Origin of the sequence: Sphingomonas sp. (assembly GCF_964263785.1) — a bacterium.
GTDB lineage: Bacteria > Pseudomonadota > Alphaproteobacteria > Sphingomonadales > Sphingomonadaceae > Sphingomonas.
The window spans coordinates 48,203-63,542 of the sequence record NZ_CAXVWL010000080.1 but is presented as its reverse complement, the minus strand read 5'-3'; the positions used below and the strand labels follow the sequence as shown (position 1 = coordinate 63,542).

Genomic DNA, 15,340 nt, shown 5'->3' with positions numbered 1-15,340 from the left:
GATCCGTCGCATCGCCGTTCGACTGGCCCAGCGCCGCATTGCGCCCGCTCACATCATCGCGTGGTCGCTATGGCGACGAGCGCACCAAGCCGCCGCCCGCCAAGCGCATCTTAAATACCGAACGCAACTGTAATGCTAGGTGATCGCCTACGCCCTGCCGCAGCGGTGAACGCCCGCGCTACATCTTCTCCTTCAACCCTGCCCGGATCAGCCGCCAGTTGACGGGGTAGCTCGTTGCGAACCCGGCCAGCATGGCGAGTTGCATCGCGAACCAGAACTCGGGCGAGGCGACCGTGGCCAGCCCGCCATAAGCGCCGCGGAACCAGCCGAACTGGACCAGCGCCATCAGGCCGTACATGCCGACCTGCCACGCGGTGATCGAGGCGGCGTCGGCCTTGAGCGCGGCGACGACGCCTTGCCCGACCGACAAGTCGCGCATCGGCTTGATCGTGAAATACTGGAAGATCACGCCAATTCCGAAGGCGAGCAGGAAGTCGAGCATCCGCACGGCGAAAGTCTTCTCGGCGAAAAGCGTATGCCAGCCGAACCAGGTCGCCACGGCGGGCGCCCCGAACGCGGTCCATTCGGCGACAATGTCGCCCAGCGTGCAGCCGGCGCCGCAATGGCTCGACCCTTGGCGACCATTACCGCCATCGGCGGCTTACCCGCGTCGCTGTCATGCGGGGACGCCCGGCCCCAGGCATAATAACCCACCAGCCAAAGGGGGCCACCGAACAGGGCGGTGAGTGGCCAGACCAAAATCATGATCCCCATCTTCTGCGGCCGGCGCCACTCGTCGAGCGCGATCGTGATCGCGCAGGCAAGGCCGACCGACAGGGTGACGATCGCCAGCCCGTGCAGCCAGAGAGGAAAGCTCGCGAAACGCTCCATCGTTCTTGCTCCTTCCAGAGTCGCTGGCGCACCCTGCGAGATTATGGCCGAATGGCTATGGCCGATTGTCACCGCGGTCCAATATCCATTTCTGCGCACGAAAAACGCTAATTCGGCATCGGCCCTCGACGCGCGGCTAAGGGTGGGGCACACCAAGTAGATGTCCCAGCTTTTTCGTCCCGGCGCGAATACGTGGGTGAGGGTGGCGCTGTTCGCGTGCTTCCTGGCCCCGGTGCTCGCCGTTCTGCTGGGCGGAGCGGTCGCGCGGAGCGGCGCGGCGACGGGGCAGGGGCTGTTCGTCGACCAGAAGGTGCCGTTCAGCCACCAGCACCATGCGGGCGAGTTGGGCATCGACTGCCGCTATTGTCATACGGGCGTGGAGACCGGAGCCAAGGCTGTGGTCCCGCCGACGCATACCTGCATGACCTGCCATTCGCAGCTATGGACCAACGCCGAGCTGCTGGCACCGGTGCGCCAGAGCCTGGCGTCGGGCAAGCCCCTGACGTGGAATCGCGTAAACCGCTTGCCCGACTATGCGTATTTCGATCACCACGTTCATGTGAACAACGGCGTACCCTGCGCCGCCTGCCACGGTGACATCCGCCGGATGCCGCTGACGCGGCAAGCGACGCCGATGACAATGGGCTGGTGCCTCGACTGCCATCGCGCGCCCAAGGACCGGATCGTCGCGCCCGCGCGGGTGTACGAGGACACGCCCTATCGTGAACGCACGCCCGCGGACCGCGCGGCGTCGCACGCGGTGGCTGTCCGCATCGCGCATAGCGGGCGCAAGCTGACGGACTGCTCGACGTGCCACCGCTGAGCGAACTCGACCGGCGCGCGATCCTGCGCCTGATCGCCGGCGGCGCGGCGGCGAGCCTTGCTGGGTGCCAGCGCCCGAACGAGACCATCCACCCGATGGTGAACCAGCCCGAGGGCGTCCGCCCGGGCGAGGTGCGCCGCTACGCGACCGCGCTGCCGTTCGCCGGCTATGGGCGCGGCGTCACCGGGCTAGTGGTCGACGGACGGCCGATCAAGCTCGAAGGTCTCGCCGCGCACCCCGCGAGCCTGGGCGCGACCGACCTGTTTACCGAGGTGTCGATCCTCGACCTCTACGATCCCCAGCGGCTGCGCGCGCCCGCGGGGCCGCCCGGACCCTCGAGTTGGCCGGCGCTGTCGCGCGCATTGTGGGAGCGGGTAGCGCCTCGGCGCGGCCAAGGCTTCGCGCTGCTGACGGGCCGCGTCACTTCGCCGACGCTGCTGGCGCGGATCGCGGCGTTCAAGACGGCGCTGCCCGGCGCGCGGCACGTCCGGTGGGAGCCGTTCGACGACGATGCCGCCCTAGCCGCCGCGCACGCCGCGTTCGGTCGGCCGCTCACTGCGCGACCACGGCTGGCCGACGCCGACGTGGTGCTGCTGCTCGACGCCGACCCGCTCGGCCCAGGCCCCGATCAGGTCGCGCACGCGCGGGCGTGGAGCGAGCGGCGGCGGAGCGAGCCCACGCACCGGCTCTACGCCATTGAGGCGTCGCCAAGCGCCAGCGGGGCGATGGCGGACCGCCGTGCCACCGCGGGTCCGCACGACCTCGCCGTGGCCTGCCACGCGCTGGCGCTTGCGCTAGGCGCGGGCGGCGACGCGCCGCCGCTGCCGCCCGACCTCGCCCGCCTGGTCGCGGACGCGGGCAGGGACCTGATGCGCGCGCGCGGTCGGGCGCTGGTGATCGCAGGCGAGCGGCAGCCGGTCGCGGTCCACGCCTTCGCGGCATGGGCGAACGGGGTACTCGCAGCGCCGCAGGACTGGATCGCGCCCGTCGATCCCGACCCGACACCGCATCGTGACGGCTTGGCCGCGCTTGCCCGCGACATGCACGCGGGCCGGGTGGACACGCTTCTCGTGCTCGACGCCAACCCTGTCTACGCCGCACCCCCGACGCTCGGTTTCGCGGAGGCGATGGCGCGCGTGACGCTCAGCGTTACGGCGACGCGCGTGCCCGACGAGACGAGCGCGCGCGCGACTTGGCAGGCGCCTCTGTCGCATCCGCTGGAGGGTTGGCACGATTGGCGTGGCTCCGATGGAACTGCCTCGATTGCTCAGCCGCTGATCCGGCCGCTCTACGATACGCGCACGGCGGCGGAACTGGTCGACCTCATCCTCGATCCCGCCGGCGGCCCCGGGGCGTATGCCCGCACGCGCGAGACCTGGGCCGGGCTGGGAGAGGCGGGCTGGCGCGATGCGGTGGCGCGCGGGGTCGTCCCAGGCACCGCGGCGCGGCCCGAGACGGTGGGCGCCGCGCCGCTGGTCCTGTTGCCGGTCCCGCCCGCCGGGCTGGCCGTCGAGTTGCGCCCATCGCCGACGCTGTGGGACGGGCGATACGCGCCGAACGCCTGGGCGCAGGAATGTCCCGACCCGCTGACCAAGGAGGTCTGGGGGTCGAGCGCGCGGCTGCACCCCGCCGACATGGGAGCGCTGGGGGTGAAGGACGGCGACCTGCTCCGCATCGAACGCGGCGGCGCTTTAACTGTCCCGGCTCGCGCCGTGGCGGGGCAGGCGCGCGGGGTCGTCACGCTGCTCACCGGCTATGGCCGCGACGGCACGGGTCAGGTCGCGGACGGCATCGGCGCGAACGCCTGGGTGCTCGACTCAGCCGCGCCCATACGTGTCGCCAAGGCTGGAGGGCGTGTCGCCGTGCCGTCGACGCAGCACCAGTTCGCGCTCGACGGCGAGTTGGCGAAGCTGTTCCCCGTCCTCGCGCCCGGAGAGGCGATGCCGCCGGTCGCGCCGAAGCCGACCCTGCTGCCCAACCCGCCCGAGAAGAGTGCACCGCCGCAATGGGCGATGGCGATCGACACCGACGTGTGCATCGGCTGCAATGCCTGCGTCGTCGCGTGCCAGGCAGAAAACAACGTGCCCGCGATCGGCCCCGAGGAAATGGCGGCTGGGCGCGACATGCATTGGCTGCGGGTCGACCTTTACGAGCATGGCGACACCACGGGGTTTCAGCCGGTGCCCTGTATGCAATGCGAGGCGGCGCCGTGCGAGCCGGTCTGCCCGGTCGAGGCATCGGTTCACGACGCGCAGGGGCTGAACCTGCAGGTCTACAACCGCTGTGTCGGCACGCGCACCTGTCAGGCGAACTGCCCGTACAAGGTGCGCCGGTTCAACTTCCTCGACTACGCCGACCGCTCGCTGTGGGGCGACGCGGAGGAAGCGTCCGTCACCGCGCAACGCAACCCGGACGTGACGGTTCGCGCGCGCGGCGTGATGGAGAAATGCACCTATTGCGTCCAGCGGATCGAGTCGGCGACGCGCGAGACCGATGCCGGGGGGACGCCCGGCCCCGTGGTGACCGCGTGCCAGGCGGCGTGTCCTACCCGCGCGATCCGCTTTGGAACGCTGAACGACCCTGCAATCCGCGACGCGCGAGCCAACGGGCGGCATTATGCGCTGCTGGAGGAGCTGGGGACGCGGCCCCGCACGACCTACCTCGCGCGTCGCCGCGACGGGGGGAAAAAAGCGTGATCGGCGCGCACGTTGTGCTGGCCGAAGGCCGGCGTTGGACGCTGCCGTCGATCCGCACGCTCGGCGATGTCACGGAGGCGGTCGCAGCGCCGTTGATGGATCGCGGACCAGGGAAGTATTGGTGGTATGCACTACTCGGCGCGCTGCTGCTCACGCTGACCGGCGCAGTCGCGATCGGCTTTTCGCTCGAGTACGGCCCCGGCCTGTGGGGCAACAACACCGCCGTTGTCTGGGGTTTCCCCATCGCCGACTATGTCTGGTGGATCGGCATCGGCAATGCAGGTACGCTGATCTCGTCGCTGCTGCTGCTCACCCGGCAGAAGTGGCGCGCGTCGATCAACCGCTTCGCCGAGGCAATGACCCTGTTCGCGGTCTCTATCGCCGGCATCTTCCCGATCCTGCACCTGGGCCGGCCAATGTATTTCTACTGGCTCGCGCCGTACCCGAACACGATGCAGCTCTGGCCGCAGTGGCGCTCGGCGCTGGTTTGGGACTTCTGGGCGATAATCAGCTACCTGCTGTTCTCGATCATCTTCTTCTATGTCGGGCTGCTGCCGGATCTCGCGACGCTGCGCGACCGCCCCGGCTCGCGCGGGTGGCGGCGGGTGTACGGCGTCGCGGCGATGGGCTGGCAGGGGAGCCCGGCGCAGTGGCGCGCGCAGGAGCGCCTGCACCGAACGCTGGCGGCGATCGCGGTGCCGTTGGTCTGCTCGGTCCACTCGATCGTCGGCCTCGACTTCGCCGCCAGCCTGATGCCCGGCTGGACCGAGAGCATCTTCCCGCCCTATTTCGTCGTCGGCGCGTTCTTCTCGGGCTTGGCGATGGTGGTGCTGATCGCGCTGGTGTTGCGCCGCGCGGTGGGGCTGGAGGGCGTGATCGTGCCCGCGCATTTTGACGCCATGGCCAAGGTGATCCTGGCGTCGGGCACCGTGATGGGGGCATCCTACGCCGCCGAATGGTTTACCGCCTGGTGGGGCGGCAACGCCGCCGACCTGCGCGTCGTCCGCTACGAGTTCGCGGGTCCCTATGCCCCGTTCTATTGGGCGATGCTGGCGTGCAACGTCGCCGTGCCGCAGCTATTCTGGTCGCCGCGTCTGCGGGTGAGCGCCCCCGCGCTGGCGGGCGTGGCGGTGCTGGTGCTGGTCGGCATGTGGCTCGAGCGCATCCTCATCATCCTCGACACGCTCTCAATCGGGTACGAGCCGAGCTTCTGGCGGACCTACGCGCCGACGGTCGTCGATTTCGCCATCCTTGCGGGGACGCTCGGTCTGTTTCTGCTGCTGATGCTGGTTTTCGCGCGCGTGCTGCCGGTTGTGTCGATGCATGAAGTGCGCAAGCTGGCGGCGGAGGAGAGCAAATGACCGCGCTCGCCGTCGCCGAATTCGACGCGGAGGGCGCGTTCGCCCGCGCCCGGCTGCGCGCGGTGACGGAGGAGCGGCGCATCGTCGGTGAGTGGCTGCCCTATGCATCCGACCTGCTTGGCGAGGGCGAGGGGACGCGCGGCGTCCGCCTCCTCACGATCATCGCGGGAGTCGCGGGGGCGGCGGCGCTGTTCGCGCTTACCGCCTGGAGCGCAATTCTGGCCTATCCCTTCAACACCGGCGGGCGGCCGCTGTGGAGCTGGCCCGCCTTCATCCCCGCGCCGGTCGAGTTCGGCGCGTTCGTCGCGGCGGTGGGCGGGGCCGTCGCGCTGTTCCGCAACGCGCGGCTGACCCGGCTTCACCATTCGGCGTTCGACATCGAGGAGGTCGCGCGCGCGTCGCAGGACCGGTTCGTCCTCGCGCTCGCCTGCGACGTGGGTGAGGACGCCAACCGCGCGCTGGCGTTGCTGGCCGCGGCGGGCGCGACGCACAGCCGGTTGATCGACCGGTGAGGCGCGCCGCGCTCCTGCCGCTGCTGCTCGCGGGTTGCGACCTGTCGATGGCCGACCAGCCGCGCCACGATTCGCAGCAAGCCCAAACGCTCTGGCCCGGCGGCCCGCCTCAATCCGCTCCGCCCGAGGGCACGGTTGCGGCCGACGCCTCCGCCCGTGTCGCCGCGCTCGCTGCGCCGCCGCCGCTCACCCCCGCGCTGCTCGATCGCGGCGAGCAACGCTACGGCATCTATTGCTCGATGTGCCACGGTCCGCGCGGAAACGGCGACGGGACGGTGGTGCGTCGCGGCTTCCCGCCGCCGCCGGATTACCACATCCCGCGTCTCGTCGCCGCGCCGCCCGCCTATATCGTCGACGTTATCACCAACGGTCACGGCGTGATGTATTCCTACGCCGACCGAGTCGAGCCGCGAGACCGCTGGGCGATCGCGGCCTATGTCAAGGCGCTGCAGCGATTGCCGGAGACGCGGCGATGAGCGCGCCATTGCTCACCCTAGCGATGGCGTGGCGGATCGCCTTCGCCACCGCCGCCGCGCCGGTGTTCGGTGCGGTGCTGCTGCTCGCAATCAAGCGGCTGACCGGCGCGGCGTGGGAAGGCGTGGGCGCGCCCGCGCGCTTCGCCCCGGCGCTGGCGCCGGCGGGCGCACTGCTCGGGCTGGCGCAACTCGCCGTGCCAGCGCCCGATCACCTCGCGGGGTGGATGGCGCCGTGGTCCGTCGCGTTGCGCGGCGTGGCGATCGGCGCGCTGCTGGCCTTTTCGGCGTGGAGGTTGCGGAACGGGGTGAGCACGACGGCTGCGGGTGTTACGCTGGCGCTCGTTGCGTTCGCAATCACCCCGGTCGCAGACGACTGGCTGCTGGGCGGGGCGCCGGGCCACCCGGTCTCCGCGATCGGCATGATGCTGGCGGTCGAGGCGATCGGCGCGGCGGCGGCGGTGTCGCTGGCGGTCGGCCGCACGACGCCGCGCACGCGCGCCGACATGGGCAAGCTGGGTGTCACGGCGGCGATCGGCCTGGCCTATCTCGCCTTCATGGACTACCTCATCACCTGGTACGGAAATTTGCCGGAGCGGGTCGGTTTCTATGTCGCGCGCGCAGAGCCCGCCGGCGTGGCCTTGTGCTGGGCGGCGCTGGTCGTCGGCCTCGCCGGACCGATCGCGATCCTGTCGCTGCGGACGAGCGAGGCGCGGCACGGCCAAGCGGGGCTCGCGATGCTCGCCGGGCTACTGCTGTTCAACGGCTGGTGGATCGGCGGTGGGCTGTTGGCTTTGCTGCTCGCGACCGTTGTCCTGGCCGGGTTCGGTGTGGCGGCGTACCACTGGGGTTCGCGGGAGGCCGCTTATGGCTGAGCGGGACGACGCGCCTGAGGGCTGGGGCGTTCGCCAACGCCCGGCGGTGATCGCCGCGCTGGGCGTGCCGACGGCGCTGGTGCTGGCGCTCTGGGCGGCGGCGCATTTCTACAACAAGGACCTGCGGCCCGCGACGAAGGCGCCCGTCCATTCCTTTCCCGCGCCCGGCGTCGAGACGTTCATTCACGATGGCGGACAGGATCCGGAGCGCCCGCGCGTGGTGACGCACCCCGACCGGGCGATCCAAGCGGCTAAGCGCACCGTGGTCGCGGACGGCCTCGCCGACTGGAACGCGCCCAAATGAGGCGCGCGCTCGTCCTCGCCATGCTTGCGGCTGCCGCCCCCGCCTCGGCCGCGCTGAGCGAGCGCGAGCTGGCGCGGGCGGTCGCGCGGCCTGCGCCCGACGCGCGGCTCCCGGCGGCGCTGGCCTTCACCGACCAGGAGCGCGCGCGCGTCACGCTCGGGCAAGCGGCCGGCGGCAAGCCGATGGTACTGATCTTCGCCGATTACACTTGCCCGCACGTCTGCTCGCCCGGGCTGGCGCTCGCCGCGCGTGCGCTTGAAGCCAGCGGGCTGACACCGGGCCACGACTATCGCGTCGCGCTGATCGGCATCGATCCGCGCGACACCGCCGCCGACGCGCGGCAGATGGCCGCGCCGCTCTTGTCCTCGCCCCGACTGGGGGGCGCCGTCTCGGTGCTGCGCGGCGACCGCGCCAGCGTCGCGGCGGCGACCCGCGCGCTCGGCTTCGGCTACGCCCATGACGCGGACGGCGACCGTTTCGCGCACGACGCGGTACTCTACGTTTTCGCACCCGATGGGCATTTGCGCGCGCTGTTGCCCGAACTGTCGCTGCAACCGGCCGCCATGCGCGCCGCGCTGAGCGGAGGCGGGGGCGCGTCCGTCGGCTTGGCCGAGCGCGTCGCGCGGCTGTGCTACGGCCTCGCCGCCGCGCACGGAGTGTACGGCCGAGCCGCCGTGCTGGCGCTGCAGGGCGTGTCGTTGCTGCTCCTCGGCGCGGGCGCGGTGTTTGCGCTGCGCCGCCGGAGGCGCGCATGAGCCCGGTCGAGGCCTCCACGTTCGCACCGCGCATCGACGGGATATTCTTCGCGCTGTGCCTCGTCTCCGGCGTGGTGGTGGCGCTGGTCGGCGGGCTGATCCTGTTCTTCGCGATCAAATATCGCCGCGGCACCGCTGCGCCGCGCGGGGCGGTGCCAAGCCGGGTCAGCCGCGAGGTGGAGATCGGCTGGACCGCGGCGACCCTGTTCGCGTTCCTGTTCGTGTTCTGGTTCGCGGCGGTCGCCGAGACGAGCCAGTTCGAGGTGCCGAAAAAGGCGATGGAGGTCCATGTCGTCGCCAAGCAATGGATGTGGAAGATCGAGCACCCCAATGGTGCGCGCGAGATCAACGCGCTGCACGTTCCCGTTGGCGTGCCGGTCAGACTGGTGATGACCAGCCAGGACGTGATCCACAGCTTCTTCGTCCCCGCTTTTCGCTTCAAGCATGACGTGCTGCCGGGCCGCTATGTCGAGGCGTGGTTCGAGGCGACCAAGGTGGGAACGTTTCACCTGTTCTGCGCCGAATATTGTGGCACCGATCATGCGCGCATGGGCGGCGGCATCGTCGTGCAGACCCCCACCGATTACGCCCGCTGGACCGCCGCGCAACCGCAAGGCGACAGCCTGGCCGATCAGGGCGCGGTGCTATTCGAGCGAATGGGCTGTTCGGGGTGTCATGGTGGTTCCACCCGCATCCGCGCGCCGAACCTGCAAGGCATCTACGGCCGTCCACAACCGGTCGAGGGCGGCGGCTTCGTCACCGCCGACGAGAGCTATTTGCGCGACTCGATCCTGCTCCCGCAAAAGGACGTGGTCGCCGGCTACGCACCCATCATGCCCAGCTATCAGGGCGTCGCGTCGGAGGACGATCTCATCCGCCTCATCGCATACCTCAAATCGCCCAAGGTCACGGCGCAGCGCCCGGAGGCGCGGCCGTGAGCCGGGACGAAACCAGCGCGCTCGGCCGGGAGCCGGGGCAGGCAAGCTTCCTGACCGAAGGCGGCACCACCGTCCGGTCCTGGCTCTTGTCGACCGACCACAAGCGGATCGCGTTCCTCTATGCCGCGGGAATTACCCTCTTCTTCTTTCTCGGCGGCGCGGCGGCGACGCTGATCCGCGCCAACCTGGTGACGCCGCACGGGTTCCTCACCGCCGACCAGTATAACCGGGTCTTCACGTTGCACGGCGTAGTGATGGTGTGGTTCTTCCTCGTCCCCGCCATCCCGACCACGCTCGGCAACTTCCTGCTGCCGCTGATGATCGGCGCGCGCGAGGTGGCGTATCCGCGGCTCAACCTGTTCAGCTGGTATCTGTACGTTGCTGGCGGGCTGCTCACCGCCGCCGCCCTGCTCGCGGGCGGGGTGGATACGGGCTGGACCTTCTACACGCCCTTTTCCACCCTTTATTCCAATGGCTTCGTCCTGCTCGCGGCGGCTGGCGTGTTCGTTGTCGGCTTTTCGTCGATCGCCACGGGCATCAACTTCCTCGCAACGATCCACCTGCTCCGCGCCAAGGGTATGACCTGGATGCGGCTGCCGCTGTTCGTCTGGGCGATGTACACGACCAGCATCGTGATGGTGCTGGCGACGCCCGTGCTCGCAATCAGCCTGCTCCTGATCTTCGTCGAGCGCGCGTTCGGGCTGCCGATCTTCGACCCCCGCTCGGGCGGCGACCCGCTGCTGTTCCAGCACCTGTTCTGGTTCTATAGTCACCCGGCGGTCTACATCATGGTCCTGCCCGCGTTCGGCGTGGTCAGCGAGATCATCGCCTGCGAGGCGCGGCGGCGCGTGTTCGGCTATGAGTTCATGGTCTATGCGATGGTGTCGATCGCCGTAATCGGCTTCATGGTGTGGGGACACCATATGTTCGTGTCGGGCCAGTCGCCCTTCGCGAACCTGGTCTTCTCGTTCCTGAGTTTCGTCGTCGCGGTGCCGAGCGCGATCAAGGTGTTCAACTGGACGGGCACGCTCTACCGCGGGCAGATCCGCTTTTCGGCGCCGATGCTCTATGCACTCGGGTTCGTCGGGCTGTTTACCCTGGGCGGGCTGACTGGCTTGTTCCTGGCGTCTGTTCCGATCGACGTCCATGTCACCGATACCTATTTCGTGGTCGCGCATTTCCATTATATTATGGTCGGCGGCTCGGTATCGGCGTTCTTCGGCGGGCTGCACTTCTGGTGGCCCAAGATCACGGGGCGGATGTATTCGGAACGGCTGGCCCAGTTCGCCGCAATCTCGATGTTCTTCGGATTCAACTTCACCTTCTTTCCGCAGTTTATTCTCGGCTGGCTGGGGATGCCGCGGCGCTATCACGAATATCCGCCCGAGTGGCAGCCTTGGCACGTGATGAGCTCGACCGGCGCCGTGGTGCTGGCGTTCGCTTACCTGTGGCCGCTGTTCTATCTCGCGTGGAGCCTGGTGCGCGGCGAGCGAGCGCCCGACAACCCGCACGACGCGACCGGGCTGGAGTGGACGACGACATCGCCTCCGCCCAAGGACAATTTCGCGGTGCCGCCGGTGGTCACCGCCGAGCCCTATCTCTACCACGCCGAAGGCTTCGCCCCGCACGGGGTGGAGGACACCGCTGAGCCGCAAGCGTCGCAATGACCGACACCGCGCTCAACGAGCCCTGGGCGACGCCAGAGCGGCAGAAGGTCGCGACCGAGTTCGGCCTGTGGGCCTTTCTTGCGACCGAAACCCTGTTCTTCGGCGGCGTGATGCTGTTCTACGCGGTCGCGCGCCATGCGCACCCGGCCGGCTTCATCGCGGGCGCGCGCGAGGCGGAGGTGCTGTTCGGCACCATAAACACCTTTGTGTTGCTGACCAGCAGCCTCACCATGGCGATCGCCGAACGGGCCACGCGCGAGGCGCTGGTCCCGCTCGCGCGGTGGATGCTGATCGCGACCTGCGCGCTCGGAGTCGCGTTCCTGGTGGTGAAGGGGTTCGAGTACCGGTCGGATATCGAGAAGCACCTCGTACCCGGGCCCGGGTTCAAGCTGACGGAGACAGGAGCGAGCCAGTTCTGGGCGTTCTACTGGACCGCCACCGGGATGCACGCCTGCCATATGCTGATCGGGCTGGGCGTGGTTGGGCGGCTGCTGCTGATCCCGCGCGACCAGCTGGCGAGCCGCTGGACGACCGCAGAAGGCTCGGCACTTTACTGGCACCTCGTCGACGTGGTGTGGATCGTGCTTTACGCGCTCATTTACCTGGTGGGGCGATGACGAGGGAGCAGCGCGCGCACGTTCTTTACGGCCCGCTCAAGGTCTGGGCGGCGCTGCTCGTGCTGCTCGCGGCGACGCTCGGCTATGCCTACTGGCCGCACGCCCCCGCCAAGCCGGCGGTATCGCTGGCGATCGCCGCGACCAAGGCGGGGCTGGTGGCGATGCTGTTCATGCAGCTCAAGACCGCGCCCTGGCTCGTCCGCCTCGCCGCGCTGGCGGGGCTGGTGTGGTTGTCGTTCCTGTTCGCGATCACCTTCTCGGACTATCTGACGCGATAGCTCACTATCGTCGGCGAAGCATCGCGCGGTCAGTTGCCGAAACCGCGTGCGCAGACGTCGAGCGGTTCTCGCTTTTGTTACACCACACGTGCGCCCGCGCCATGCTTCGGTTCGCCAGAAAGGGCCTATAATCTCGCGCCGACCCGATCATCATTGCAGGTCGCTACACATAGCGGCGGATCAGAGCGCGGCGTAGAACGCGATCCTCGAGCGAGTAGTAGAGCGCGATCCGTTCGCCTTCCAGCAACGTCGATGCGGCGAAGGCGATGTCGGTCGAGCCGCGATGGGTCAGCGGCGGCGGCACGAGCACCTGCTCGAGCCCGCGTCCGGTAATGCAGGTGAAGTCGGGGTCGAAACTGACCCAGCGGATCCGCCAGCGCGCGTCGTGCGTCGCGCCATTATAGAACATTACCGGATCCTGCCCCTCGACCATCGTCATCGGGCCGGTCGATAGGTGCCAATTGTCCCAACTGTCCTCGCGGATGCCGAACGGGTCTGGCAGCACGGTCCAGGGCCCATCCGGGTCAGCGCTCGCCGCCAAGCCGATGCGTGAGGCGCCTTCGGCTGCATATTCATATAACAGCCGCCACTCGCCCGACGAAGTTTGGGCGAGCGTAGCCTCCTTGATGTTGCCTTCGCCCGGCGGCGCTTTGAGCACGAGCTCTGTCTTCTCCAACGAGTCAAGATCGCGGCCGGCGGCGAGGATCATCGAGCTCTGCTCGCGCGCCGCGTCCACGCCGGTGTAGAACACGCGGTATTGACCGTTGGCGAGCCTCACGACGGTTGGGTCTTCGCAGCCGCCCTGATCGTCCCGCCCCGGCCCTGGCGCGATCGCGAGCTTCTCATCCATCGTGAAGGACAGGCCGTCGCTGCCGCGCCCGCCGGCGATGAGACCGGTCGCATCGTGGGGACCAAGTGGATAGGGAACGCCGCGAACCATGATGCAGTAGCTGTCGTCCTCCCGCCAGACGAATGGGCTCATCAGGTCCATGGTCTTGTCCAGCGGACCTCCGGTCAACGTGACGTCATCGAGTTGTTCGACCGCGTAGGTCACCATGACCGATCGCCCCCGGTTACTGTCACGCTGCGGATCGTCACACTTTTCGGCATGCTCTCTCCCGCAGTCAGTCAGCACGCGACCGCGCGTCGCTCGATTCCGCGACTGGACACGACGATCCGGAACAGTCCGCCCGCGGACGGCTCACGCGTTAACGCGTCTTTGCTCAGCTTGTCCGAGGCGCTCGTGATGAAGAGGGTTTCGAGCTCCGGTCCAGCGAACGCGCACATCGTGGGCTGGCTCACCGGAAGATCGATGTCACGATCGAATGATCCATCGCCGTTGAACAGGCGCAGCTTCCCGCCGCCGTGCAGCGCGCACCGATAGCCGCCCTCCGCATCGACCGCCGCGCCGTCCGGAATCCCCAGCTCGTCGGGGATCGTGGCGAATACCCGCCTGTTCGAGAGCGTCCCGTCCTCGCCGGCGTAATCGGAGGCATAGATCGTCCGAGCGTTGCTGTGCGACAGGTAAAAGGTGCCGCCATCGGCGCTCCACGCCATGCCGTTGTGAAGCTCGGCGGCGTCTGGCTCGGCGCGCAGGCCGCCCGCCGCAGGCCGCCCGCCAGGGTGAAGCTGTGCAGGCCGCCGGCCTGTGCGGGCAAATCGCCTTCGAGTGGGTCGAACATCACGCCGATCCAGAACCGCCCGCGCGCGTCGCAGGCCCCTTCGTTGAACCGGAACAGCGCGGGATCGAACGGCGGCGACGCGAGCAGCGCGAGATCGCCGCTCGCGAGGTCGAGGCGGTGCAGGCCATGACGCAGCGCCACGAGCATGCCGCCGTCCTCCATAAGCGCGAACGCACCGACGTCGCTAGTCAGAGGCCATTGCCGCGTCGCGCCGGTCGCGGGTTCGTAGCGATGCAGCGCGGGCGCCTTGACGTCGATCCAATAAAACGCCGCCTCCGACGCCACCCAGGTCGGTGATTCACCGATGATGGCGTGCGCATCCAGCACCAGCTCGACCCGTGCGGTCATGTCAAAGATCCCACGGCGGCCAGCTTCCCGATCCGGTCGGCGGTACGCATCGCGATTGTCTGAGTTGTGAGCGACGGATTGACGCCCCCCATCGTCGGGAAGACCGAGTCGTCGCACACCCACAGGTTCGGGATATCCCAGCTGCGGCAATCGGCATCGACGACGCTGTGGCGACGATCCGCGCCCATCCGGGCGAAGGACGACCACGACCACCCCGAAGGCGTTTGGACACTGCCCCCGACTTACCAGTTGAAGGACGTCGACCGCGCGAAATATGCGGCGATTGGCGAGAGCGACCGGTTCACGCTCAAGTTCGTGAAGGCGCGATAGGCGCGCTGTTTCGCGCATTGTCCGGCACCAGGAAGGAGAACGCCATAAACCCGACCCACATACCGGGCAACGAGCCTGATCCCGGTGATATGTCGCCAGAGCAGGGCAGGACGCCCGACCCACCAGCCGTTCGCGAATGGCCTGCCGGATGATGAGGCCGAGGAGCTGGGCAACTTCGCCAGTCTCAGCGGGTCTCCGCGTAACTCCTGGCAAATCTCGAACGTTGCAGGTCAGACGAGGTCGTGACAAGTTGCTCACGGGGGTGACCATGCCGACGCAGCAAGAAGAACTGACCGATCTGGTGAACCGTCGTGCGCACCGTGTTTGGCTGAGCGCAACGACGCAAAAGTGAATGCACGCCTCGAATTCTGTGCGGCTATGATGAGCAGTTTCGCGAACGGCTGCGCCAGACCAGTATGATCAAGGGCATCGACTTCCGCTTTCATGCGGAGTTCAAAAGTATCGAACGCCAAGCCGACGGCAGGCTCAGGGTCGCAATTACCAATCACGACGACATCGAAGTCGACTGCGTGCTGTTCGCCACCGGTCGCGTGCTTAATATCGCCGGACTGGGGCTCGCCGAAGCAGGCGTCACACTCGACGGAAAGGGCGCGGTCGTAGTCGGCGACGACAACCGCTCCTCGCTGCCCAGCAGCTACGCAGTGGGCGACGTCACCGACCGCGTGCAACTGACTCCCGTTGCGATCCGCGAGGGTCAGGCGTCCGCCGACACCGAGTACGGCGGCAAGCCTACGTTGGTCGACTTCGATCGCCGGCGCGGCATGACCGC

The 15,340-nt window shown here is 68.5% G+C and carries 17 protein-coding genes and 3 pseudogenes; 15 read left to right on the top strand and 5 right to left on the bottom strand.

The features are described 5' to 3' along the window. Nucleotides 1-178: 178 nt before the first annotated feature. Nucleotides 179-595, bottom strand: a complete 417-nt coding sequence (locus ACE5C1_RS11135; protein WP_374944145.1) for a DUF4396 domain-containing protein — start codon at nt 593-595, stop codon at nt 179-181. Between the two features lie 168 nt (nt 596-763). Between ACE5C1_RS11135 and ACE5C1_RS11130 the strand changes: the two genes are divergently transcribed. The 13 genes from ACE5C1_RS11130 to ACE5C1_RS11070 are packed head-to-tail and all read left to right on the top strand — an operon-like array spanning nt 764 to nt 12,190. Further along, nucleotides 764-1,051, top strand: coding sequence for a hypothetical protein (locus tag ACE5C1_RS11130; RefSeq protein ID WP_374944143.1), 288 nt, complete (start codon nt 764-766; stop codon nt 1,049-1,051). Next, nucleotides 1,052-1,714 (top strand): cytochrome c3 family protein, encoded by a 663-nt coding sequence (locus ACE5C1_RS11125; RefSeq protein ID WP_374944142.1) that lies wholly within the window; start codon nt 1,052-1,054, stop codon nt 1,712-1,714. Next, nucleotides 1,702-4,410: a 4Fe-4S dicluster domain-containing protein gene (locus ACE5C1_RS11120; RefSeq protein ID WP_374944141.1), complete on the top strand. Its 2,709-nt coding sequence runs from the start codon at nt 1,702-1,704 to the stop codon at nt 4,408-4,410. Before ACE5C1_RS11125 ends, ACE5C1_RS11120 begins: the two co-directional genes overlap by 13 nt. Beyond that, nucleotides 4,407-5,771, top strand: a complete 1,365-nt coding sequence (gene nrfD, locus ACE5C1_RS11115) for an NrfD/PsrC family molybdoenzyme membrane anchor subunit (protein WP_374944140.1) — start codon at nt 4,407-4,409, stop codon at nt 5,769-5,771. The genes ACE5C1_RS11120 and nrfD overlap by 4 nt, the downstream gene beginning before the upstream one ends. Continuing rightward, entirely contained in the window at nt 5,768-6,283 is a 516-nt protein-coding gene (locus ACE5C1_RS11110; RefSeq protein WP_374944139.1) for a quinol:electron acceptor oxidoreductase subunit ActD, read from the top strand. Before nrfD ends, ACE5C1_RS11110 begins: the two co-directional genes overlap by 4 nt. Next, nucleotides 6,280-6,759 carry a c-type cytochrome gene (locus ACE5C1_RS11105; protein ID WP_374944138.1) on the top strand — a complete coding sequence of 160 codons (480 nt, stop codon included), beginning with the start codon at nt 6,280-6,282 and terminating at the stop codon, nt 6,757-6,759. Before ACE5C1_RS11110 ends, ACE5C1_RS11105 begins: the two co-directional genes overlap by 4 nt. Beyond that, entirely contained in the window at nt 6,756-7,631 is an 876-nt protein-coding gene (locus ACE5C1_RS11100) for a hypothetical protein (protein ID WP_374944137.1), read from the top strand. The genes ACE5C1_RS11105 and ACE5C1_RS11100 overlap by 4 nt, the downstream gene beginning before the upstream one ends. Next, entirely contained in the window at nt 7,624-7,935 is a 312-nt protein-coding gene (locus tag ACE5C1_RS11095; RefSeq protein ID WP_374944136.1) for a hypothetical protein, read from the top strand. The genes ACE5C1_RS11100 and ACE5C1_RS11095 overlap by 8 nt, the downstream gene beginning before the upstream one ends. Then, entirely contained in the window at nt 7,932-8,690 is a 759-nt protein-coding gene (locus tag ACE5C1_RS11090) for an SCO family protein (protein WP_374944135.1), read from the top strand. The genes ACE5C1_RS11095 and ACE5C1_RS11090 overlap by 4 nt, the downstream gene beginning before the upstream one ends. After that, nucleotides 8,687-9,628: a cytochrome c oxidase subunit II gene (coxB, locus tag ACE5C1_RS11085; protein WP_374944134.1), complete on the top strand. Its 942-nt coding sequence runs from the start codon at nt 8,687-8,689 to the stop codon at nt 9,626-9,628. The genes ACE5C1_RS11090 and coxB overlap by 4 nt, the downstream gene beginning before the upstream one ends. Continuing rightward, nucleotides 9,625-11,295, top strand: coding sequence for a cbb3-type cytochrome c oxidase subunit I (locus ACE5C1_RS11080; RefSeq protein WP_374944133.1), 1,671 nt, complete (start codon nt 9,625-9,627; stop codon nt 11,293-11,295). Before coxB ends, ACE5C1_RS11080 begins: the two co-directional genes overlap by 4 nt. Beyond that, a complete protein-coding gene (locus ACE5C1_RS11075; protein WP_374944132.1) occupies nt 11,292-11,912 on the top strand; it encodes a cytochrome c oxidase subunit 3 in 621 nt (206 codons plus the stop codon). Before ACE5C1_RS11080 ends, ACE5C1_RS11075 begins: the two co-directional genes overlap by 4 nt. Continuing rightward, nucleotides 11,909-12,190: a cytochrome C oxidase subunit IV family protein gene (locus ACE5C1_RS11070; RefSeq protein WP_374944131.1), complete on the top strand. Its 282-nt coding sequence runs from the start codon at nt 11,909-11,911 to the stop codon at nt 12,188-12,190. Before ACE5C1_RS11075 ends, ACE5C1_RS11070 begins: the two co-directional genes overlap by 4 nt. Before the next feature lie 163 nt (nt 12,191-12,353). Here the strand turns inward: ACE5C1_RS11070 and ACE5C1_RS11065 are convergent, their stop codons facing one another. From ACE5C1_RS11065 to ACE5C1_RS11050, 4 genes and pseudogenes are all read right to left on the bottom strand, one after another. Next, complete coding sequence (locus ACE5C1_RS11065) at nt 12,354-13,247, bottom strand: glycosidase (RefSeq protein WP_374944130.1); 894 nt, start codon at nt 13,245-13,247, stop codon at nt 12,354-12,356. Nucleotides 13,248-13,318: 71 nt separating this feature from the next. Continuing rightward, on the bottom strand, nt 13,319-13,747 hold the full coding sequence (locus ACE5C1_RS11060; protein ID WP_374944129.1) for an SMP-30/gluconolactonase/LRE family protein: 429 nt from the start codon (nt 13,745-13,747) through the stop codon (nt 13,319-13,321). Nucleotides 13,748-13,857: 110 nt separating this feature from the next. After that, nucleotides 13,858-14,220, bottom strand: a pseudogene (locus ACE5C1_RS11055) (SMP-30/gluconolactonase/LRE family protein); the annotation flags it as partial. After that, the gene (locus ACE5C1_RS11050; RefSeq protein WP_374944128.1) at nt 14,217-14,408 is read right to left on the bottom strand and encodes a GMC oxidoreductase; all 192 of its coding nucleotides are present in this window, start codon (nt 14,406-14,408) and stop codon (nt 14,217-14,219) included. The gene ACE5C1_RS11050 and the pseudogene ACE5C1_RS11055, both read right to left, overlap by 4 nt. A 7-nt stretch (nt 14,409-14,415) precedes the next feature. Here ACE5C1_RS11050 and ACE5C1_RS11045 point away from each other — a divergent pair. Both ACE5C1_RS11045 and ACE5C1_RS11040 read left to right on the top strand, forming a co-directional pair. Beyond that, nucleotides 14,416-14,550, top strand: a pseudogene (locus tag ACE5C1_RS11045) (methyltransferase); the annotation flags it as partial. 362 nt (nt 14,551-14,912) lie between these two features. Then, nucleotides 14,913-15,320: pseudogene (locus tag ACE5C1_RS11040) on the top strand (FAD-dependent oxidoreductase); the annotation flags it as partial. Between the last annotated feature and the right edge of the window lie 20 nt (nt 15,321-15,340).